Annotated in this window: 30 protein-coding genes; 25 read left to right on the top strand and 5 right to left on the bottom strand. The window is 37.9% G+C overall.

Annotation, left to right across the window (positions count from 1 at the left end; genetic code table 11):
* Window positions 1-4 precede the first annotated feature (4 nt).
* The 25 genes from rplN to rpsI all read left to right on the top strand — a co-directional run bounded on the left by rplN (window position 5) and on the right by rpsI (window position 14,423).
* Window positions 5-373, top strand: a complete 369-nt coding sequence (rplN, locus tag BLS02_RS18445) for a 50S ribosomal protein L14 (RefSeq protein ID WP_092494504.1) — start codon at window positions 5-7, stop codon at window positions 371-373.
* 38 nt (window positions 374-411) lie between these two features.
* Window positions 412-723: a 50S ribosomal protein L24 gene (rplX, locus tag BLS02_RS18440; protein ID WP_092494503.1), complete on the top strand. Its 312-nt coding sequence runs from the start codon at window positions 412-414 to the stop codon at window positions 721-723.
* Between the two features lie 26 nt (window positions 724-749).
* Entirely contained in the window at window positions 750-1,289 is a 540-nt protein-coding gene (gene rplE, locus BLS02_RS18435) for a 50S ribosomal protein L5 (RefSeq protein WP_092494502.1), read from the top strand.
* A gap of 29 nt (window positions 1,290-1,318) precedes the next feature.
* Window positions 1,319-1,504, top strand: a complete 186-nt coding sequence (locus BLS02_RS18430) for a type Z 30S ribosomal protein S14 (RefSeq protein WP_092494501.1) — start codon at window positions 1,319-1,321, stop codon at window positions 1,502-1,504.
* Between the two features lie 30 nt (window positions 1,505-1,534).
* On the top strand, window positions 1,535-1,933 hold the full coding sequence (gene rpsH / locus BLS02_RS18425; protein WP_092494500.1) for a 30S ribosomal protein S8: 399 nt from the start codon (window positions 1,535-1,537) through the stop codon (window positions 1,931-1,933).
* Window positions 1,934-1,966: 33 nt separating this feature from the next.
* Window positions 1,967-2,503, top strand: coding sequence for a 50S ribosomal protein L6 (gene rplF / locus BLS02_RS18420; RefSeq protein ID WP_092494499.1), 537 nt, complete (start codon window positions 1,967-1,969; stop codon window positions 2,501-2,503).
* 32 nt (window positions 2,504-2,535) lie between these two features.
* Complete coding sequence (gene rplR, locus BLS02_RS18415; RefSeq protein ID WP_092494498.1) at window positions 2,536-2,898, top strand: 50S ribosomal protein L18; 363 nt, start codon at window positions 2,536-2,538, stop codon at window positions 2,896-2,898.
* Between the two features lie 24 nt (window positions 2,899-2,922).
* Window positions 2,923-3,426: a 30S ribosomal protein S5 gene (gene rpsE / locus BLS02_RS18410; protein ID WP_092494497.1), complete on the top strand. Its 504-nt coding sequence runs from the start codon at window positions 2,923-2,925 to the stop codon at window positions 3,424-3,426.
* 13 nt (window positions 3,427-3,439) lie between these two features.
* A complete protein-coding gene (rpmD, locus tag BLS02_RS18405; protein WP_092494496.1) occupies window positions 3,440-3,622 on the top strand; it encodes a 50S ribosomal protein L30 in 183 nt (60 codons plus the stop codon).
* A gap of 31 nt (window positions 3,623-3,653) precedes the next feature.
* Window positions 3,654-4,094, top strand: coding sequence for a 50S ribosomal protein L15 (gene rplO / locus BLS02_RS18400; RefSeq protein WP_092494495.1), 441 nt, complete (start codon window positions 3,654-3,656; stop codon window positions 4,092-4,094).
* A complete protein-coding gene (secY, locus tag BLS02_RS18395) occupies window positions 4,094-5,386 on the top strand; it encodes a preprotein translocase subunit SecY (RefSeq protein WP_092494494.1) in 1,293 nt (430 codons plus the stop codon). The genes rplO and secY overlap by 1 nt, the downstream gene beginning before the upstream one ends.
* Window positions 5,387-5,420: 34 nt before the next feature.
* Window positions 5,421-6,065: an adenylate kinase gene (locus BLS02_RS18390; RefSeq protein WP_092494493.1), complete on the top strand. Its 645-nt coding sequence runs from the start codon at window positions 5,421-5,423 to the stop codon at window positions 6,063-6,065.
* A 183-nt stretch (window positions 6,066-6,248) separates the two neighbouring features.
* Window positions 6,249-6,584, top strand: a complete 336-nt coding sequence (locus tag BLS02_RS18385; protein WP_092494492.1) for a KOW domain-containing RNA-binding protein — start codon at window positions 6,249-6,251, stop codon at window positions 6,582-6,584.
* Window positions 6,562-6,780 carry a translation initiation factor IF-1 gene (gene infA, locus BLS02_RS18380; RefSeq protein WP_092494491.1) on the top strand — a complete coding sequence of 73 codons (219 nt, stop codon included), beginning with the start codon at window positions 6,562-6,564 and terminating at the stop codon, window positions 6,778-6,780. The genes BLS02_RS18385 and infA overlap by 23 nt, the downstream gene beginning before the upstream one ends.
* 35 nt (window positions 6,781-6,815) lie before the next feature.
* Window positions 6,816-6,929 carry a 50S ribosomal protein L36 gene (gene rpmJ, locus BLS02_RS18375; protein ID WP_010095733.1) on the top strand — a complete coding sequence of 38 codons (114 nt, stop codon included), beginning with the start codon at window positions 6,816-6,818 and terminating at the stop codon, window positions 6,927-6,929.
* A 23-nt stretch (window positions 6,930-6,952) separates the two neighbouring features.
* Window positions 6,953-7,318, top strand: a complete 366-nt coding sequence (rpsM, locus tag BLS02_RS18370; RefSeq protein ID WP_092494490.1) for a 30S ribosomal protein S13 — start codon at window positions 6,953-6,955, stop codon at window positions 7,316-7,318.
* 22 nt (window positions 7,319-7,340) lie between these two features.
* Window positions 7,341-7,730, top strand: coding sequence for a 30S ribosomal protein S11 (rpsK, locus tag BLS02_RS18365; RefSeq protein WP_092494489.1), 390 nt, complete (start codon window positions 7,341-7,343; stop codon window positions 7,728-7,730).
* A 232-nt stretch (window positions 7,731-7,962) separates the two neighbouring features.
* Window positions 7,963-8,907, top strand: a complete 945-nt coding sequence (locus BLS02_RS18360) for a DNA-directed RNA polymerase subunit alpha (protein WP_092494488.1) — start codon at window positions 7,963-7,965, stop codon at window positions 8,905-8,907.
* Between the two features lie 252 nt (window positions 8,908-9,159).
* On the top strand, window positions 9,160-9,513 hold the full coding sequence (rplQ, locus tag BLS02_RS18355; RefSeq protein WP_092494487.1) for a 50S ribosomal protein L17: 354 nt from the start codon (window positions 9,160-9,162) through the stop codon (window positions 9,511-9,513).
* Between the two features lie 224 nt (window positions 9,514-9,737).
* Entirely contained in the window at window positions 9,738-10,577 is an 840-nt protein-coding gene (locus BLS02_RS18350; protein WP_092494486.1) for an energy-coupling factor ABC transporter ATP-binding protein, read from the top strand.
* The gene (locus tag BLS02_RS18345) at window positions 10,553-11,422 is read left to right on the top strand and encodes an energy-coupling factor ABC transporter ATP-binding protein (RefSeq protein ID WP_092494485.1); all 870 of its coding nucleotides are present in this window, start codon (window positions 10,553-10,555) and stop codon (window positions 11,420-11,422) included. The genes BLS02_RS18350 and BLS02_RS18345 overlap by 25 nt, the downstream gene beginning before the upstream one ends.
* Window positions 11,419-12,222 (top strand): energy-coupling factor transporter transmembrane component T family protein, encoded by an 804-nt coding sequence (locus BLS02_RS18340; protein ID WP_092494484.1) that lies wholly within the window; start codon window positions 11,419-11,421, stop codon window positions 12,220-12,222. Before BLS02_RS18345 ends, BLS02_RS18340 begins: the two co-directional genes overlap by 4 nt.
* Window positions 12,223-12,247: 25 nt before the next feature.
* Window positions 12,248-13,003, top strand: a complete 756-nt coding sequence (truA, locus tag BLS02_RS18335; protein ID WP_092494483.1) for a tRNA pseudouridine(38-40) synthase TruA — start codon at window positions 12,248-12,250, stop codon at window positions 13,001-13,003.
* A 570-nt stretch (window positions 13,004-13,573) separates the two neighbouring features.
* On the top strand, window positions 13,574-14,011 hold the full coding sequence (gene rplM, locus BLS02_RS18330) for a 50S ribosomal protein L13 (protein WP_092494482.1): 438 nt from the start codon (window positions 13,574-13,576) through the stop codon (window positions 14,009-14,011).
* A 19-nt stretch (window positions 14,012-14,030) separates the two neighbouring features.
* Window positions 14,031-14,423 (top strand): 30S ribosomal protein S9, encoded by a 393-nt coding sequence (rpsI, locus tag BLS02_RS18325; RefSeq protein WP_092494481.1) that lies wholly within the window; start codon window positions 14,031-14,033, stop codon window positions 14,421-14,423.
* Window positions 14,424-14,492: 69 nt separating this feature from the next.
* Here the strand turns inward: rpsI and BLS02_RS18320 are convergent, their stop codons facing one another.
* The 5 genes from BLS02_RS18320 to BLS02_RS18300 all read right to left on the bottom strand — a co-directional run bounded on the left by BLS02_RS18320 (window position 14,493) and on the right by BLS02_RS18300 (window position 18,745).
* A complete protein-coding gene (locus BLS02_RS18320; RefSeq protein WP_092494480.1) occupies window positions 14,493-15,533 on the bottom strand; it encodes a tyrosine-type recombinase/integrase in 1,041 nt (346 codons plus the stop codon).
* A gap of 93 nt (window positions 15,534-15,626) precedes the next feature.
* On the bottom strand, window positions 15,627-15,824 hold the full coding sequence (locus tag BLS02_RS18315) for a MerR family transcriptional regulator (protein ID WP_092494479.1): 198 nt from the start codon (window positions 15,822-15,824) through the stop codon (window positions 15,627-15,629).
* Window positions 15,825-15,856: 32 nt separating this feature from the next.
* Window positions 15,857-16,963 (bottom strand): replication initiation factor domain-containing protein, encoded by a 1,107-nt coding sequence (locus BLS02_RS18310; RefSeq protein WP_092494478.1) that lies wholly within the window; start codon window positions 16,961-16,963, stop codon window positions 15,857-15,859.
* Between the two features lie 98 nt (window positions 16,964-17,061).
* Window positions 17,062-18,375, bottom strand: a complete 1,314-nt coding sequence (locus BLS02_RS18305; protein ID WP_217633993.1) for a hypothetical protein — start codon at window positions 18,373-18,375, stop codon at window positions 17,062-17,064.
* Window positions 18,359-18,745: a hypothetical protein gene (locus BLS02_RS18300; RefSeq protein WP_092494477.1), complete on the bottom strand. Its 387-nt coding sequence runs from the start codon at window positions 18,743-18,745 to the stop codon at window positions 18,359-18,361. Before BLS02_RS18300 ends, BLS02_RS18305 begins: the two co-directional genes overlap by 17 nt.
* Between the last annotated feature and the right edge of the window lie 131 nt (window positions 18,746-18,876).

Genomic DNA, 18,876 nt, shown 5'->3' with positions numbered 1-18,876 from the left:
CGATATGATTCAACAAGAAACTCGTTTAAAAGTTGCAGATAACTCTGGTGCTCGTGAAGTATTAACCATTAAAGTATTGGGTGGTTCTGGACGTAAAACAGCTAACATTGGTGATGTAATTGTTTGTTCCGTAAAACACGCAACACCAGGTGGCGTTGTTAAAAAAGGTGAGGTTGTAAGAGCCGTCATCGTACGTTCAAAGACAGGAATGCGCCGTAAAGATGGATCATATATTCGTTTTGATGAAAATGCTGCCGTAATTATCCGTGATGATAAAGGTCCACGAGGTACTCGTATCTTCGGACCAGTTGCACGTGAATTACGTGAAGCAAAGTTCATGAAAATCGTATCTCTAGCTCCAGAAGTTCTATAATGAGTAATGAAAAGCCTTGTCAAGGAGGTGCGTAAAGCATGCATGTAAAAAAAGGTGATAAAGTCAAAGTAATTTCCGGTAAAGACCGTGATAAACAAGGTACTATTTTAGAAGCATATCCTAAAAAAGAACGTGTCCTAGTAGAAGGTATCAATATGATTAAAAAACACGCAAAACCTTCACAAGACAATCCACAAGGTGGAATTCTTAACCAGGAAGCACCAATTCATGTTTCTAACGTAATGCCATTAGATCCAAAATCCGGTGAACCAACTCGCGTTGGATATGAAGATCGTGACGGAAAAAAAGTCCGCATCGCTAAAAAATCCGGTGAAGCATTAGATAAATAGTTTAGCGACGAAAGGAGGGCGACATGATGAATGAACTTAAACAAAAGTACCATGACGACGTATTGCCGTCATTAATGAATAAATTTAATTATGATTCTGTTATGCAAGCACCGTCTATCGAGAAAATTGTTATCAACATGGGTGTTGGTGATGCAGTACAGAACTCAAAAGCATTAGATAATGCAGTTGAAGAACTTGCACTAATTTCTGGGCAAAGACCAATGGTGACTCGTGCTAAAAAGTCAATTGCTGGATTTCGTTTGCGTGAAGGGATGCCAATTGGAGCAAAAGTAACGCTTCGTGGCGATCGTATGCATGAATTCCTACAAAAGCTTATTGCAGTTTCACTTCCACGTGTTCGTGATTTCCGTGGTATCTCAAAGAAAGCATTTGATGGTCGTGGCAACTATACATTAGGTGTTAAAGAACAGCTAATTTTCCCAGAAATCAACTATGATAAAGTAAGTAAAGTTCGTGGTATGGACATTGTTATTGTAACATCTGCCAATACTGACGAAGAAGCACGTGAACTTTTAGCTCAGCTAGGCATGCCTTTCCAAAAGTAAGCTAGGAGCTAATACAAGGAGGGAAAATTGTGGCTAAAAAATCAATGATTGCGAAACAAAAACGCCCACAAAAGTACAAAGTACGTGAATATACACGTTGTGAACGATGTGGACGCCCGCATTCTGTAATTCGTAAATTTAAACTTTGCCGTATTTGTTTCCGCGAACTTGCCTATAAAGGTCAAATTCCTGGTGTCAAAAAAGCAAGCTGGTAAACCCCGATTCGGGAAGGAGGTAATGTAGTAATGGTTATGACAGATCCAATCGCAGATATGCTAACTCGTATTCGTAATGCAAACATGGTGCGCCATGAAAAGTTAGAGCTTCCGGCTTCAAAAATCAAGAACGAAATCGCTGATATCCTTAAACGTGAAGGTTTCGTACGTGATTATGAATTTATTGAAGACAATAAGCAAGGCGTACTGCGTATTTTCCTTAAGTACGGCGCAAGCAACGAACGAGTAATAACAGGTATCAAACGTATAAGTAAACCAGGTTTGCGTGTCTACGCAAAAGCTGATGAAGTACCTCGTGTACTAAATGGCTTAGGTATTGCTGTTGTATCAACATCAAATGGAGTGCTATCTGACAAAGAAGCACGTACACAAGCTATTGGTGGCGAAGTACTAGCATATGTTTGGTAATAATATATACTTTTAAGACAGGAGGTGCATGGGATGTCTCGTATAGGACTTAAGCCAGTGGAAATTCCAGAGGGTGTTGAGATAAACATTAATGGAAACACTGCTACAGTAAAAGGCCCAAAAGGTGAATTAACAAGAGACTTTCATCAGGACATGAAAGTTGTTATAGAAGATAATGTTTTAACTGTTGAACGTCCAAGTAACCATAAAGAACACCGAGCTCTGCACGGTACGACTCGCAGTTTGATTGGTAACATGGTTCAAGGAGTTCATAAAGGTTTTGAGAAAAATCTTGAAATCAGTGGTGTTGGTTACCGTGCCTTAAAACAAGGTGACAAAGTAGTGATTAACGCAGGTTATTCACACCCGGTTGAACTTGACCCAATTGATGGTATCGAGATAGATGTTCCTAAAAACACACAAATTATCGTAAAAGGTATTAGTAAAGAGTTGGTTGGTGAGGTTGCGGCAAACATTAGAGCAATCAGACCACCAGAACCTTATAAAGGTAAAGGTATTCGCTATGAAGGTGAATATGTAAGACAAAAAGAAGGTAAAACTGCTAAGTAAGGTTAGTTAGGGAGCAGAAAGGAGTGACCTAGATGATCACAAAGCCTGACAAAAACGCTGTACGCAAGAGAAGACATGCGCGAGTTCGTAAATCCGTTTTTGGAACAACCGAACAGCCTCGTCTAAATGTGTACCGTTCAAATAAACACATCTATGCACAATTAATTGATGATACTCAAGGAGTTACTGTTGCAAGTGCTTCTACAAAAGATAATGAAATGAAGATTGAAGCGACAGGCAATGTAGATGCAGCTAAACAAGTCGGAGAAGTAGTTGCAAAACGTGCCCAGGATAAAGGTTTCAAATCGGTTGTGTTTGATCGCGGAGGCTACCTTTATCATGGACGTGTAAAAGCATTAGCTGAAGCTGCCCGTGAGGCAGGTCTTGAATTTTAATCGATAGATAAAGGAGGGACATAGATGCATACTAGCATTGATCCGAACAAATTAGATCTTGAAGAACGCGTTGTTACAATCAACCGTGTTGCAAAAGTTGTTAAAGGTGGACGTCGTTTCCGTTTTGCTGCATTGGTTGTAGTTGGAGATAAAAACGGCCATGTAGGTTTTGGTACTGGAAAAGCACAAGAGGTACCAGAAGCAATTAAGAAAGCTGTTGATGATGCAAAGAAAAGCCTAATCACAGTACCTATCGTTGGAACAACTATTCCACACGAAATTAATGGAAGATTTGGTTCAGGTAACGTATTAATGAAGCCTGCAACTGAAGGTACTGGAGTAATTTCCGGAGGACCTGTCCGTGCTATACTAGAACTTGCAGGTGTCGGCGATATTTTAACTAAGTCACTTGGTTCAAATACACCAATCAACATGATTCGTGCAACACTAAGTGGACTATCAAACTTAAAACGTGCAGAAGACGTAGCTAAACTACGCGGAAAGTCTGTAGAAGAACTGTTAGGATAAGGAGGGAAATACTATGTCTAAAAAATTAGAAATCACCCTCACGCGAAGTGTTATTGGTCGAACAGAAGTACAACGTCAAACTGTTCAAACACTAGGTCTGAAAAAAATTCATCAATCCGTAGTTCGTGAAGATACTCCAGCTGTACGCGGTATGGTTAACAAAGTATCTCATCTCATAGCGGTTAAAGAAGTTTAATTAAACATTAGCGTAAAGAGGAGGTGCTCGAATGAAACTTCATGAATTGAAGGCGTCAGAAGGAACTCGCAAAAAGCGTAATCGCGTAGGTCGTGGTATGTCATCTGGTAACGGAAAAACTTCCGGCAGAGGACATAAAGGACAAAAAGCACGTTCAGGTGGAAACACTCGCCCGGGCTTTGAAGGTGGCCAATTGCCATTATTCCAACGCCTGCCTAAACGAGGATTCACAAATATTCACCGTAAAGAATTTGCGATTGTAAACCTGGATGCATTAAATAAATTTGAAGAAGGCACAGAAATTACACCTGAGCTATTACTTGAAAAAGGTGCCGTTAGCAATCTGAAAGCTGGTATCAAGGTACTAGGTAAGGGTGCTGTTGAAAAGAAACTTACTGTAAAAGCTCATAAGTTCTCTGCTTCAGCGAAGGAAGCTATCGAAGCAGCGGGCGGTAAAACAGAGGTGATTTAATGTTCCGTACGATTTCCAATTTAATGCGAGTAGGTGACATTAGACGGAAGATCATATTTACATTACTAATGTTAGTTGTATTCCGTCTTGGTACATTTATTCCGGTGCCATATACAGATAAAGAAGCTATCGATTTTATGAATCAACAAAACGTATTCGGCTTTTTAAACACATTTGGTGGTGGGGCATTACAAAACTTCTCTATTTTTGCGATGGGGATTATGCCTTATATTACTGCAGCGATTATTATGCAATTACTGCAAATGGATGTTGTACCAAAGTTCACCGAATGGAAAAAGCAAGGAGAAATGGGCCGCAAGAAGTTAGCACAAATTACTCGATACGGCACAGTTGCACTTGCGTTTGTCCAGGCGATCGCGATGTCAATTGGTTTTAATGCAATGGCTGGTGGATTATTAATAGCTGACCCAAGCGTATTAAAATTTATTATCATTGCTCTCGTACTAACAAGTGGAACAACATTCTTGATGTGGTTGGGAGAACAAATCACAGCAAATGGTGTTGGAAACGGAATCTCTATTTTAATTTTTGCTGGTATCGTAGCAGCAGTTCCAAATGGAGTAAATCAATTATATAGCCAGTATTTTGTAGATCCTGGTGATGAGTTATTTATTAACATTATAATTGTTGCTTTAATTGCATTGGTAGTAGTGGCGGTAGTTGTTGGTGTTATCTTTATCCAGCAAGCACTACGTAAAATTCCAATTCAATATGCTAAAAAGCTTGTAAATCGTTCGCCAGTGGGTGGACACTCTACACATTTACCGTTAAAAGTAAATGCTGCCGGAGTTATCCCGGTAATCTTTGCAATTGCATTTATTATCGCACCAAGAACGGTTGCAGGGTTATTTGAAGGTAATGAGTTTGCTGAAACAATTGGAACGATATTTGACTATACCCAGCCGATTGGCATGGTCATTTATGTAGCATTAATCATTGCATTCACTTATTTTTATACGTTTGTTCAAGTAAATCCAGAACAAATGGCAGAGAACTTGCAAAAACAAGGTGGATATATACCAGGTATTCGTCCTGGGAAAAATACAGAAACGTATCTTACACGCGTTATGTATCGTTTAACATTTGTAGGATCTATCTTCCTAGCAGCTGTTTCTGTGCTTCCTATCCTCTTAGGTGGTCTTGCAAATCTGCCGCAAGCAGTACAAATCGGTGGCACTAGCTTACTAATCGTTGTAGGTGTTGCACTGCAAACAATGAAACAATTGGAAAGTCAATTAGTGAAACGACACTACACAGGTTTTATTAAGTAACAGATTGCTGCCAATGAGAGCGAGGGGAAAATTGTTGAATTTAATCTTGATGGGTCTACCTGGTGCTGGTAAAGGCACACAGGCAGAAAAAATAAATGAAAAATATCACATCCCTCATATTTCAACAGGAGATATGTTCCGATTAGCAATTAAAGAAGGAACTGACCTTGGTAAAAAGGCTAAAGAATATATGGACCAAGGTGAACTTGTTCCGGATGAAGTAACAATAGGAATTGTTAAAGAGCGTTTAGGAAAAGATGATTGTAAAAATGGTTTTTTATTGGATGGTTTTCCAAGGACCATTGCACAAGCTGAGGCATTGCAATCTCTTTTAGCTGATCTGAAGGAATCAATTGACTATGTCCTGCATGTAGATGTACCAGAAGAAAAATTAGTGGAGCGTCTAACGGGTCGTAGAATTTGTCCGAATTGTGGAGCAACATATCATGTCATATATAATCCTCCTAAACAAGAGGGAATATGTGATAAAGATGGCTCTGAACTGATACAACGAGAAGATGACCAAGCAGACACGGTAAAAAAACGTTTGGAAGTCAATATGAAACAAACGCAACCGTTATTGGATTTTTATCAAGAGAAAGGATATCTTGTGACCGTTGATGGTGATCAAGAAATTGATCAAGTCTTTCAGGATATTCAAGCAAAAATAGAAAAGTAAGTATCTTGGCTGTATAACCAGCACAGGATAGATGCAATTCTTTTTTGTTAAAGTTATAATGTAAATCGTAGAATATGCGGCAGAACGTGTATTACTTGATATAACAGTGACACAGAATAGCAACTGGTAGTGTGCCTATGATTGGCAGGATTAAAATAAAAGCCTAAGTGAAGGTGATCGTTGTTGAGCGAAGCTGATTCGATTCCGCGGATAGGTCAAGTTGTTCGTATAAAGCAAGGGCGAGAAGCAGGACAATATGCTGTAGTACTAAAAATGATAGATGATCGATTTGTCTTGCTTGCAGATGGGGAAAAACGTAAATATGATCGACCAAAGAAAAAGAATCTACATCATATTGAAGTTATGGATTATATTTCTCCGGAAGTCCAAAACAGCCTTCTAGAAACTGGTCGTGTCACAAATGGTAAATTACGATTTGCCATAGATAAATTTGTCAATGAAATTGTGACTGATTTAATGAAGGGAGATCAACACGATGGCGAAAGACGATGTAATTGAAGTGGAAGGTACCGTTACTGACACATTGCCGAATGCACAGTTTAATGTCGAACTTGAAAATGGCCATACGGTTTTAGCTCATGTATCTGGCAAAATTCGTATGCATTTCATCCGCATTTTACCTGGTGATAAAGTGACGGTAGAACTTTCCCCGTATGATTTAACAAGAGGACGAATTACGTACCGTTATAAATAGACGAGTGAGCTCCGATATAAAAGGAGGTAAAGATGATGAAAGTAAGAGCATCTGTAAAGCCAATATGTGAAAAATGCAAAGTCATTAAGCGTAAGGGCAAAGTAATGGTGATTTGTGAAAACCCTAAACACAAGCAAAAACAAGGCTAATAAACAAGGAGGTGCATTGAGCTATGGCACGTATTGCAGGTATAGATATTCCGCGTGATAAACGTGTAGTTATTTCATTAACCTATATTTACGGTGTTGGAAAAAATACTGCACAGGAAGTCCTTAAAGAAGCAGGCGTTTCAGAAAATACTCGTGTACGCGATTTGACAGAAGATGAATTAGGTAATATTCGTAAAGCAATTAACGAATTTACAGTTGAAGGTGACCTTCGTCGTGAATTATCCCTCAACATTAAACGCCTAATCGAAATTGGTTCTTATAGAGGAATCAGACATCGTCGTGGATTGCCAGTACGTGGTCAAAAAACGAAAAACAATTCACGTACTCGTAAAGGTCCACGTCGTACAATGGCAAACAAGAAAAAGTAAGGTAAAGGAGGTAAGCTAATCAATGGCACGTAAAACAAATACACGTAAGCGTCGTGTGAAAAAAAATATTGATACGGGTGTAGCACACATTCGTTCTACGTTTAACAACACAATAGTTACGATTACGGATGTCCAAGGTAATTCTATTGGCTGGAGCTCATCCGGCGCACTAGGATTTAAAGGCTCTCGTAAATCTACACCATTTGCTGCACAAATGGCTGCTGAAACCGCAGCTAAAACTGCAGTTGATAACGGTATGAAAACATTAGAAGTAACTGTTAAAGGCCCTGGTGCTGGACGTGAAGCAGCAATTCGTTCACTACAGGCAGCAGGTTTGGAAGTTACGGCTATCCGTGACGTAACCCCAGTACCTCACAATGGTTGCCGCCCACCAAAACGTCGTCGTGTATAATTGTACTGTATAGAATTTGTCACCCTGTCTATAATGGGTTATGATAGCTAAAAGTATAAAGCTTAAGGGAAATTTCCTTTTTGAACAGACTTTACTATACAACATGACAGAGACAAGAGAGTACGAATGAAATTTTAATAGCGCAGAAACGCCAACTGCCTATTTGAGGAATTTCGGTTAGACACGAAAAGTCTAACCGGGGTTTCGACGTTTTAAAGGAGGGTTTTATTGAATGATCGAAATTGAAAAACCGATAATAGAAACGGTAGAGATCAGCGATGATGCTAAATTTGGAAAGTTCGTCGTCGAACCGCTTGAACGTGGATATGGTGCCACTCTAGGAAACTCCTTGCGTCGTATCCTATTATCCTCACTTCCGGGTGCTGCTGTTACATCAGTTCAGATGGATGGAGCGCATCATGAGTTTTCAACAATCGAAGGCGTTGTTGAGGACGTAACAACAATTATTTTGAACTTGAAAAAGCTTGCTCTAAAGATTTACTCTGAAGAAGAGAAAACCTTAGAGATTGATGTGCAGGGAGAAGGAAAAGTTACGGCTGCAGATCTGACATATGATAGTGATGTAGAGGTATTAAATCCTGACTTACCACTTGCTACAATTAACGGTAAAGGTAAATTGCATATGAAGATTACGGCAGAACGTGGCCGCGGCTATCGTCCAGCTGATGCAAACAATCATGATGAGCGACCAATCGGCGTAATTCCGGTTGATTCAATCTTTACACCAGTATCACGTGTAACATATCAAGTCGAAAATACCCGTGTGGGGCAAGTTGCAAACTACGATAAATTAACAATGGATGTATGGACAGACGGAAGCATTCGTCCTGAAGAAGCAGTTTCTTTAGGTGCAAAAGTCTTCACAGAGCATCTAAATATTTTCGTAGGGTTGACAGATGAAGCACAAAATGCAGAAATCATGGTCGAAAAAGAAGAAGATCAAAAAGAAAAAGTTATGGAAATGACAATCGAAGAACTCGATTTATCTGTCAGATCCTATAATTGCTTGAAACGTGCTGGAATTAATACAGTTCAAGAGCTTTCAAATAAATCTGAAGAAGATATGATGAAGGTGCGTAACTTAGGTCGCAAATCACTAGAAGAAGTAAAAGTGAAACTAGAGGATTTAGGCTTAGGCTTACGTGATGATGACTGATCGATACAGACACCTTTAGAATAGAACAAAAGCGGAAGTGCCTGTTCAACGACGTATGAACTGCAACCCGTGCAACACGGGTGGTTCACTAGACGTTAGGCGCTGGTCGATAAAAACGTCACGTCCTGTGACTTCATCGACACTTGCACGTCCTGTGCGTCGAAGCTGGACGTGGCCCTGCGCAGATGTTCAATAATCAACGTTACTAGAAGTAATGAATATCTATGTAGCAGTATAAGGGAGGGATAGTCCATGGCTAGAAAATTAGGTCGTACAACAGACGCTCGTATGGCACTACTTCGCAACCTTGCATCTGATTTGATTATTCACGAACGGGTTGAAACAACAGAAGCAAAAGCGAAAGAGTTAAAATCAGCAGTAGAGAAAATGATTACACTTGGAAAACGCGGTGATCTTCACGCGCGTCGTCAAGCAGCAGCTTTCTTATATAATAAAGAAGCGAACGAAAACGAAAGTGTTATGCAAAAACTCTTCGATGACGTCGCTGCACGCTACGAAGACAGACAAGGCGGATATACACGCGTTCTTAAGCTAGGTGCTCGTCAAGGTGACGGAGCAAAAATGGCAATCATTGAACTAGTTTAATGAATTCGTGCGCTTAAGGGGCAGGACAGAATCTCTTCCATGAGGTGAATCCCGGCCCTTTTTTTGTATGCAAAAGGCTCAGATGACTTTTCAGTAGCTTAAAGATGGAAACATCAACAGAAGAGCGGTGAACATCAACAGAAGAGCCCAAAACATCAACCGGAAGACCAATATAAACTCACGCTACACCCAGGGCATTGAGCAGAGCAGGAGGAATTATTGCTATGAAAAGTAAGTTAATAGAATTTAGAAACGTGTCATTCAGGTACACTGAAGAAATGCCTTGGGTGCTGAAAGATTGTTCGTTCGAAATCTATGAAAACGAAGAAGTAGCGATTATAGGTCATAATGGTTCAGGTAAATCAACTATTGCTAAGTTAATGAATGGTTTACTTTTCCCGGAAGAGGGAGCAATTTTTATTAACGGCCAGCAGGTTACACAAGAGTCAATCTGGGAAATCCGGAAAGATGTTGGCATGGTTTTCCAAAATCCCGATAACCAATTTGTTGGAACAACCGTACAGGATGACGTTGCATTTGGTATGGAAAATCGTGGGGTACCTCGTGCTGAAATGGTTAAACGAATTGATGATACTTTATCTGCTGTCGGTATGCTGGATTACCTTATGATCGAGCCACATAAACTTTCGGGAGGTCAAAAGCAGCGAGTAGCAATTGCAAGTGTCTTAGCGATTTTCCCACAAGTTCTTATATTGGATGAAGCAACAGCTATGCTAGATCCAAAAGGTCGAACCGAAATTATGGAAACAATAACTAGTGTCCAGGAGAAACATCAACTTTCATTGATCACGATTACCCACGATCTTCAGGAAGTAGTAAGAGCTGAGCGTGTAATTGTGATGAATGAAGGTGAAATCTGGGATGAGGCTGCACCACGGGAAATATTTGCAAAAAGGGCTGAACTGCGGAAAATTGGCTTAGATGTTCCATTTATTGCAATTTTATCTGATGCGTTATTAAAAGCTGGGGTATCGATTACAAATGAACCCTTAAATCAAAGAGAACTTCTGGAGGATTTATGGATATCACATTCAAGAACGTAAACTATATCTACCAACAGGGCACACCATTTGAACATAAAGCAATTGAAGATTTATCTTTTGATATTCCGTCGGGTTCATTTGTAGCGATAATTGGTCACACTGGCTCTGGTAAATCAACACTTATTCAGCATCTGAATGGTTTGGTTCGTCCCAGTTCTGGTGATGTTACAATCGGTGATTTTTATTTAACAAAAGATGCAAAAGTTAAAAACATGAAAGAATTACGCAGTCGAGTTGGCGTTGTATTTCAATATCCGGAACACCAATTATTTGAAGAAACTGTTGAAAAAGATATAGCATTCGGCCCAGAAAATTTTGATGTTCCGAAAGATGAAATACAAAAACGGATTCGAGAGATAACACCTGATGTAGGAATACCTGAAGAATTATTGAAACGGTCACCATTTGAATTAAGTGGTGGGCAAATGCGCAGGGTAGCCATTGCGGGAGTGCTTGCCATTAAACCTGAGGTTCTCGTATTGGATGAGCCTACTGCCGGACTTGATCCACGAGGGCAAAAAGAAATGATGAACATGTTCTATGAAATGCATAGTAGACAAGGCCTAACTACAATTCTTGTAACTCATAGCATGGAAGACGCAGTTAAATATGCTGATCATGTAATTATATTAAATAATGGCACTAAATATATGGAGGGGAAGCCAGAAGAAGTATTCATACAGAAAAAAGCCCTTGAAAAGGTTCAACTCGAAGTCCCGGATATAGTTCAATTTTTGAATGCTTTCGAGGAAAAGTTCGGGAAAAGAATTCCGTATAGACGGCAATCAATTGAAGAAATTGCAAGTGAAATTCAGCAATTTTTAGAGGGAGCTGAATCATCATGAGCAATTCATTAATTATTGGGCAATACGTTCCCGGAAAATCCGTTATTCATCGGTTGGACCCACGAACAAAGATAATTATTATTTTCTTCTTCGTGTTCATCGTATTCTTTGCAAACTCTGTTTTAAGTTATGGTGTTCTAACTGCTTTTGCGCTAGCGAGCATGTTTACGACACGAATTCCAATGTACTATATTATCAAAGGGTTAACGCCTGTGTGGTTCCTAATTGTGTTTACTTTCCTATTGCATCTAATCGTTACAAAAGAAGGATCAGTACTAATAGAATTCTTAGGTTTTAAAATTTATTCTGGTGCACTTATTCAAGGTTTTGCTATTTCAATGCGGTTTTTCCTGCTTATTCTGGTAACATCACTCTTGACCTTAACAACAACACCGATTGAAATCACAGACGCAATCGAGAATATACTACATCCTCTGAAAAAAATGAAGTTCCCTGTCCATGAGCTTGCACTTATGATGTCTATTTCGCTACGATTTATTCCGACGCTCATGCAGGAAACAGAGAAAATATCAAGAGCACAAGCATCACGAGGTGTGGATTTTCGGACCGGTCCGCTTAAAGAACGAGTGAAAGCAGTTGTTCCCTTATTGGTTCCGCTATTCGTTAGTGCATTCAAGCGTGCTGAAGACCTTGCAATGGCCATGGAGGCTCGGGGGTATCAGGGAGGCGAAGGCCGAACGAAACTGCGGGAGCTAAAAATCGAAAATCGCGATATATTTATTTATATATTATTCGTATTTGTAGTTGCCAGTCTATTTTTCACGAGAAACTGGAGTTAGAAAGCAAGAAAGGGTTGGAGGAAGCATGGAAAAAATCAAATGTGTTATTAGCTATGATGGTACGAACTTTTCAGGCTTTCAAATCCAGCCAAGAACACGTACCGTTCAAGGAGAACTAGAAAAGGCATTAACAAAGATTCATAAAGGGGAGCATATCCGGGTGCATGCCTCTGGCCGCACAGATACAGGAGTGCATGCGAAGGGGCAGACAATTCATTTTGAAACACCATTCACTCTGCCTCCTCAAAATTGGAAACAGGCGCTTAACACCCTTCTCCCCGTCGATTTAAACGTGTATAAAGTCGAGGTAGTTCCAGAATCGTTTCATGCCCGCTATGATGTTGCGGAGAAAGAGTATCGGTATTATGTCTGGAATGAACGGGAAAAAGATGTTTTTAAGCAAAATTATATGTATCAATTTCCGTATCCTCTCGATATTCAAGCGATGCAATATGCATGCCGCTATTTTGAAGGAACCCATGATTTCACCACATTTTCATCAGCAAAAGCGACTATAAAAGGTAGCAAGATACGCCATATGTACGAAGTATCTTGCCACAAAGAGGGAAGTAAGATCGAATTTATTTTTCGTGGGAGCGGTTTTTTATACAATATGGTAAGGATTATTATCGGGGCTCTTTTGGATATTGGACAGGGAAGACGCGAGCCATCTGATATTACTGATTTATTGGAAAAAAAAGACCGGAGATTGCTTGGAGAAACTGTGCCAGCACAAGGATTATATTTATGGCGGGTCAAGTATGAAGAGCCTCACCAGTAAACTTAACAAGCAAAAAACGGTCAGAATTTGATCGGAGGTTTTTTGATGCAATCATATACTATCCTTGTTGAACCAAGTACTCTTCACAAAGTCCTCATCCGACGATATTGCCTAAGTACATTTAGCGGAACCGGAGTCAGTTTTGCAGATTTAGCGGATCCTCATTCCGTTATTTCCTGTAAATCGGATGATTGGAGCACGTTATGTAATCCTCTTTCCGCTATTTGTACATTACACCTTCAAGTTTCATGTTTTTTGAGCAATTAACGGAACGAGGATTCATCTCATCCCATTTGGGATGGTTTTTCCCCTATTTAACGGAATGAGGATCCGCACCGCAGATTTATCGGTTCCCCTTTGCCTGTGTCACAATAGACAAAGAGCAATAAAATTCACGAAAAGAGCTCCTTTTAAAAAATCCCTCTAAAGCTTGACAAACACATTAGTGATGGTATATGATGATTATTGGCATTTTATTTCTAAAACCGCGATTAGCCCCGGAATCTAATTGTGTTGAAAATATAGGAATAACAACTGAAACGAATTATTGAAATATGGAGGGAAACCATCATGCGCACAACTTTCATGGCGAATGAAAATAACATTGAACGTAAATGGCTAGTTGTGGATGCTGAAGGTCTACGTTTAGGCCGCTTGGCAAGTGAGGTTGCTGCTATTCTTCGCGGGAAGCATAAACCAACTTACACACCACACGCTGATACAGGTGATAATGTAATTGTTATTAACGCTGAAAAAATAGAACTATCAGGTAATAAATTAAATGACAAAATGTACTATCGTCATACAGGCCACCCAGGTGGAATAAAAGAACGTAATGCAAATGAAATGCGTACAAATTACCCTGAACAAATGATAGAGCTTGCTATAAAAGGTATGCTTCCAAAAGGTCCTTTAGGCCGTAAAATGGGTAAGAAATTGCACGTATTCAGAGGTTCTGAACACAATCACCAAGCACAAAAACCAGAAGTTTACGAGCTTCGTGGATAATTAAAAGGAGGTTAATCAATTGGCACAAGTACAATACTACGGCACTGGTCGTCGTAAAAGATCAACTGCACGTGTACGTCTAGTTCCAGGAACTGGCCGTGTAGTTATAAATGACCGTGATGCACAAGACTACTTTCCATATGAAACGCAACTATTAATTTTAAATCAACCACTTGCAACTACTGAAACTCAAGGAACTTATGATGTTTTAGTAAACGTGCATGGTGGAGGATTTACTGGCCAAGCTGGTGCTATCCGCCACGGTGTCGCTCGTGCGCTTCTTAAAGCAGATCCTGAATACCGCGGTTCTCTAAAACGCGAAGGATACCTAACACGTGACGCACGTGAAACAGAACGTAAGAAATACGGTCTTAAAGGCGCTCGACGTGCACCACAATTCTCAAAACGTTAATAGACTTATTGATATACCAACGTTTACGAACCTTTATTGGTTCAAGTTGGTTCAAATCAATATTAAATCTTACAAAGCACTTAACAGATTTAAAGCATCGGCATCTTGCTGGTGCTTTTTTTCTGGCATTAATTCGAGATAATAATTTTGTGTTGTTTGTATATTTATGTGTCCTAATCGTTTTGATACATATCCAATATCTATATCTTGGGCAAATAAAAATGATGCGTGTGTATCTCTTAAGCCGTGAAAGGTCGTTTTGTTAATATCCAATTCCGTTAATAATTGGGCTAATAGTTCAGATTGCTTAAAGCCTCCAAAACTAAAGATATGACCATTCTCTTTAACGGGAATTTTACGAATAAGCTCAAATACTTCTTTGTTTATAGAAACGTCACGTTTTGCATTTTGTGTCTTTAATGAAGTGTCATCAGAAGTAGGACTAATCGAATGTCTAACCTCTATTCCATATTCATAAAGGTTCTCTGGTCGTAATGCTAATAACTCTCCACGTCGCATACCTGTTTCTAGTGCTAATAATACAAGTACGTTAAACTCATCTTCTGGGTGCTGTAGGACGTGATTACGAAGCTTTTTAAAATCAGTAATAGATAAAGCTTTGTTCCGCTTAGTTGGGTTTTCTCCACGTGTTTTTACTAAGCGAGCAAAATCATTTGCAATATACCCACGAGCATATGCATCACGTAGAGATGTTTTGATTTTAAGAAGTACCTCATGAGTTGTTTTTCGAGAATGTGTTTTTGCATATTCATCAATTTTCTTTTGAACAACGATATCATTTAAGTCTTTTAATTGGATATCTTGAAATAAGTTTCGAATTACTCCTAAAGTACGAACGTAATTTTGGAATGTTGTTTCTTTCACATCATTTATTTTCACAAGATAAATCCAATTCTCAAAGAAATCGCTAAATGTTGTTGACCTCTGAGCGAGTTCTTTACCCTCTCCTTTCGCTAACTCTACCTCTAGTGTCCAAAGCTTGGCTTCTTTTTTAGTTGCAAATGTTTTAGTAAGCTTTTTATGTTCTCCATATTTGTATAAAGAAACCTGTGCTCTATATGACCTACCTCTTTTTACAATACTAGCCATGCTATCAATTCCTTCCATAAAAAAATTGATAGATGCTAGTTGAATACGTTTTAATTGTATTCCTAAACTAACACCTTATCAACTTTTGGTAATTTAAATAGAGTAATTTTCTATAAAGTGCATTAAAGACTTCATTGTGTATCGTTCCTGCCTACCAATCATGAACCTATCTAACTCGTTATGTGGTCGGATATATTTGTCAAAAGACTTTGGATCTATACCTAAAAAGTCTGATGCTTGTTCACGAGTTAATAGATAGGGATGGTTTTCTGGTTTTGTGATAGCATTCATAAAATATCATCTCCTTGTAAATGAATTCATTGTTATTTGAATGGATACCCTTGCTGTGTATACATTGCAGAATACTTTTTTAGCCACAACATAACATCATCGTTTGGTTCGTAATTGTTAAATTCCTCATTAAGAAATGCCACACACTCTTTTAATCCTTTCTCTCCCCAAATATGTCTAATTTTAAATAAATATGGAAACAATCCAGATCCATTTAAAATATGTTGCTGGGATTGTTCTAATAAGTTCATTCGAGGTGAAGGGGAACTAAACATAAAGGTTTTTTTATCCAGTAAATTAAGCATACTTTTACTATACGTTGTTAATCTATTAGACTTTGTATAATAAAACTGATATCGATCAGTTAACGCAGATACAAGCAAATTTTTTAGTTCTACATCTTTTTTTATGCTCTTTAATTCATCGGATATGTTATGAGCATATTCACCTTTAAAAACTGCTTCGAATCTTACCCAGTTACTATATTGGAGAGCCTCCTTAAAGCGACTTCCCATCGTTTCTGTTTGCTCTTTCTTCTTATCGTAAACCCGCAATAATGCTTTTATATTTTTACCTTTAGTACCTAGATAAAAGGTGGATGTTTCATTGTTTTTGGTTAATGCTGATAGACTCGATAGATTGTTTCTTCCAGATGCAGTTTTAACAATCTGGTTCTTTTTAGAAAGTTGATTATAAATTGTATTAACAGAAATATCTTCATCAATATAATCAATTGCAATATCAATTCTTGAAAGCCTTGAAGTGTACAAATTAGTGTTATCTATATTAGATATTAATTGATGTATTTGTACCGGTTGATTAAATAATTTTTCGAATTGTTCTCTGTATTTCATCCAAGCATATGCAGAAAACTTTATACAAACACCCATTTGGATAAAATCAGTATGATAAGCAACTGAAAAATAGTACGGTTTATCTTTGCAAGATAATCCATGTGAATAACCTCTAGGTAGTGAATCCGTTGAATCCTCAAGTTCTCCAAGTACTAACTCAATATTTGATAATCTAGTAAACTCATTAATTAAAGCATGCGCCATACCAGACCATGTTTCGATGGAATAAGGTTTTTTTGTAGTCTGTAAAACCAATGTAAATTCATCGACCTGAACATCTAACAAAATATCACTCCTTTCAAGTCAAGAGACATTGATACAAAAGCATTGAGCGGGCTATTTATTTGTTTAGGAGCGGGGGTTATTACATAACCCCCGCTTACTTAATTTAAACTATCCACTGCTTCTAAGATATTAAAATCTAAATAACTGAAATGGCAAAGTTTTGGTTGATTTGCTATTAAAGGACAGACAAAAAGCCCCTCACCTAATTGAAAATTCTTTTCTTTTGTATCAACTCCTGTGCCAAAAGCTGTTTTGTTCGTCTGTGTCTCGGCATTTCCAATTACGAATTTTACAGGGAGATTCTCACGTATATATGTTGGTATTAAGTTTGAATCTGATTTCTGCATAACAAACCAGATAAAGAAGCCTAGTTGTCTTCCTTGTAAAACTACTTGTGAAATTAAAGACATTACTTCATCACGTTTCTTCTTATCCTTCGTCTGTAATTCTGTATGAAAGCTGGCAAATTCATCAAAGATTAAAACATGTGCTGGGTTTGCAAAATCTGCATACGTAGCTTCAAGCTTAGTGCCTAGTTTCTCTTTCAATTCGAATTTATATTGATTCATTAAATCATTGAAGTCTTCTAATAAATTAACAATTTCATTGAAATTAGAAGCTGAATTGTGAGCAGTTATCTTTTCACCTATTACAGATAAACTCGAGCTTTTAGGATCGGCAAAGTAGAGATTATATAATTCTTTCTGGAGCAGCATTTGAAGAATTAAGGAATACAGAGCATACGTTTTACCTGACCCTGTTTGTCCAACAAATAACGAGCTATGCATCGGTATTTTTGTGAATTTGTCTATGAACAGATGCTGTTCCTCTATTTTTAATGAATACTCTTGAAACTCATCTAAACTTTCAAAAGTAAGCTGACGGTTAATGTTGCTATCATAAATTTCAAATATATAATATTTTTCATCTCTAGATAAATAGCTTCTCTCTACAACATATCTATTTAAAGCAATCGATATATTGCTAGAACTAAGATCTTTTTCCAAATGAATATTTTCAATAGACAACTTACCTATGGATAAACCTTTTTCAAAATCTATTTTGATCTTTGGTAACTGTGCTATTTTTTTATTAAGGTGAAATCTGATGTTATAGTATGTTGAATCTAGAAATGTTTTTCTTAAATTCAGTACAGTAGAATAGTGGGTAAAAGCATATCTTATCCCTCTATTACCTTTATTCCTTATCATCCAAATAAGAATTTGAACTGTAATTATTGAAAAGATAATAGTTATTAAAAAGGGGTTACTGTATTTCGTAACCCCTATATTCAATAAATTATCAATAATTGAGATAATTACTGTAAATATTGTAAGGAAGGTAAGTGCCGTGTATACAAAGATGCCATTTTGAATTCTACTTGTACTGATAGTCCTATTTCTTATTGACATTTACTTTCTCAACATCTTCAAATCTAAGAATTAAATCAAACTCTATAACAAAAGATTTTTCTGGAACGAAATTTATAAGTTTTACGTATTCACCTTTTTTTACGTCGATAGAGGCTTTATTATTTAGCACAGTTACATCAAAAGTATTTAGAACATTGTTATCACGTTTCAGGCCACTTTTTTTATCTACTCCATACTCTGTTTCATCTTTAGTGATAGATAATGTTAATGTTACTCCACTTTCATTAGGATCTTTCTTACTTGTATACGGTCGCTGTGATACTAATCGATAAAGGTTGTGTGTGTTTGTAAGAAACTCATCTGATTTGAAATTGGTTTCAGTAAAAACCCATGCATTTGCAATTGGCATAATTAACTCCTTCTTTCTTTAAATTATTATTTATTAATAAACTTTTAACAAACAATGCCTATCTATATCTTCACCTCCAATAATGTTTTCAGGTAAATTACTTCTCCTTTCTTTTAACTTATATAAATCTT

Source organism: Virgibacillus salinus (assembly GCF_900102415.1).
In the GTDB taxonomy this organism is placed as follows: Bacteria; Bacillota; Bacilli; order Bacillales; family Amphibacillaceae; genus Lentibacillus; species Lentibacillus subterraneus.
Note: the sequence above shows the minus strand (reverse complement) of the source record. Positions and strands in the feature narration are given on the sequence as shown.

What these genes read in the sequence shown, in the direction of transcription:
- infA (WP_092494491.1), top strand. Translation starts at nt 6,562, where the DNA reads ATGGCGAAAGACGATGTAATTGAAGTGGAAGGTACCGTTACTGACACA.
- rpsH (WP_092494500.1), top strand. Translation starts at nt 1,535, where the DNA reads ATGGTTATGACAGATCCAATCGCAGATATGCTAACTCGTATTCGTAAT.
- rpsM (WP_092494490.1), top strand. Translation starts at nt 6,953, where the DNA reads ATGGCACGTATTGCAGGTATAGATATTCCGCGTGATAAACGTGTAGTT.
- rplO (WP_092494495.1), top strand. Translation starts at nt 3,654, where the DNA reads ATGAAACTTCATGAATTGAAGGCGTCAGAAGGAACTCGCAAAAAGCGT.
- rplM (WP_092494482.1), top strand. Translation starts at nt 13,574, where the DNA reads ATGCGCACAACTTTCATGGCGAATGAAAATAACATTGAACGTAAATGG.
- rplX (WP_092494503.1), top strand. Translation starts at nt 412, where the DNA reads ATGCATGTAAAAAAAGGTGATAAAGTCAAAGTAATTTCCGGTAAAGAC.
- BLS02_RS18345 (WP_092494485.1), top strand. Translation starts at nt 10,553, where the DNA reads ATGGATATCACATTCAAGAACGTAAACTATATCTACCAACAGGGCACA.
- truA (WP_092494483.1), top strand. Translation starts at nt 12,248, where the DNA reads ATGGAAAAAATCAAATGTGTTATTAGCTATGATGGTACGAACTTTTCA.
- BLS02_RS18360 (WP_092494488.1), top strand. Translation starts at nt 7,963, where the DNA reads ATGATCGAAATTGAAAAACCGATAATAGAAACGGTAGAGATCAGCGAT.
- rplR (WP_092494498.1), top strand. Translation starts at nt 2,536, where the DNA reads ATGATCACAAAGCCTGACAAAAACGCTGTACGCAAGAGAAGACATGCG.
- rpsE (WP_092494497.1), top strand. Translation starts at nt 2,923, where the DNA reads ATGCATACTAGCATTGATCCGAACAAATTAGATCTTGAAGAACGCGTT.
- secY (WP_092494494.1), top strand. Translation starts at nt 4,094, where the DNA reads ATGTTCCGTACGATTTCCAATTTAATGCGAGTAGGTGACATTAGACGG.
- rplN (WP_092494504.1), top strand. Translation starts at nt 5, where the DNA reads ATGATTCAACAAGAAACTCGTTTAAAAGTTGCAGATAACTCTGGTGCT.
- BLS02_RS18320 (WP_092494480.1), bottom strand. Translation starts at nt 15,533, where the DNA reads ATGGCTAGTATTGTAAAAAGAGGTAGGTCATATAGAGCACAGGTTTCT.
- BLS02_RS18350 (WP_092494486.1), top strand. Translation starts at nt 9,738, where the DNA reads ATGAAAAGTAAGTTAATAGAATTTAGAAACGTGTCATTCAGGTACACT.
- BLS02_RS18305 (WP_217633993.1), bottom strand. Translation starts at nt 18,375, where the DNA reads ATGTCAATAAGAAATAGGACTATCAGTACAAGTAGAATTCAAAATGGC.
- BLS02_RS18340 (WP_092494484.1), top strand. Translation starts at nt 11,419, where the DNA reads ATGAGCAATTCATTAATTATTGGGCAATACGTTCCCGGAAAATCCGTT.
- rplE (WP_092494502.1), top strand. Translation starts at nt 750, where the DNA reads ATGAATGAACTTAAACAAAAGTACCATGACGACGTATTGCCGTCATTA.
- rpsK (WP_092494489.1), top strand. Translation starts at nt 7,341, where the DNA reads ATGGCACGTAAAACAAATACACGTAAGCGTCGTGTGAAAAAAAATATT.
- rpmJ (WP_010095733.1), top strand. Translation starts at nt 6,816, where the DNA reads ATGAAAGTAAGAGCATCTGTAAAGCCAATATGTGAAAAATGCAAAGTC.
- rplF (WP_092494499.1), top strand. Translation starts at nt 1,967, where the DNA reads ATGTCTCGTATAGGACTTAAGCCAGTGGAAATTCCAGAGGGTGTTGAG.
- BLS02_RS18315 (WP_092494479.1), bottom strand. Translation starts at nt 15,824, where the DNA reads ATGAATGCTATCACAAAACCAGAAAACCATCCCTATCTATTAACTCGT.
- rplQ (WP_092494487.1), top strand. Translation starts at nt 9,160, where the DNA reads ATGGCTAGAAAATTAGGTCGTACAACAGACGCTCGTATGGCACTACTT.
- rpmD (WP_092494496.1), top strand. Translation starts at nt 3,440, where the DNA reads ATGTCTAAAAAATTAGAAATCACCCTCACGCGAAGTGTTATTGGTCGA.
- BLS02_RS18300 (WP_092494477.1), bottom strand. Translation starts at nt 18,745, where the DNA reads ATGCCAATTGCAAATGCATGGGTTTTTACTGAAACCAATTTCAAATCA.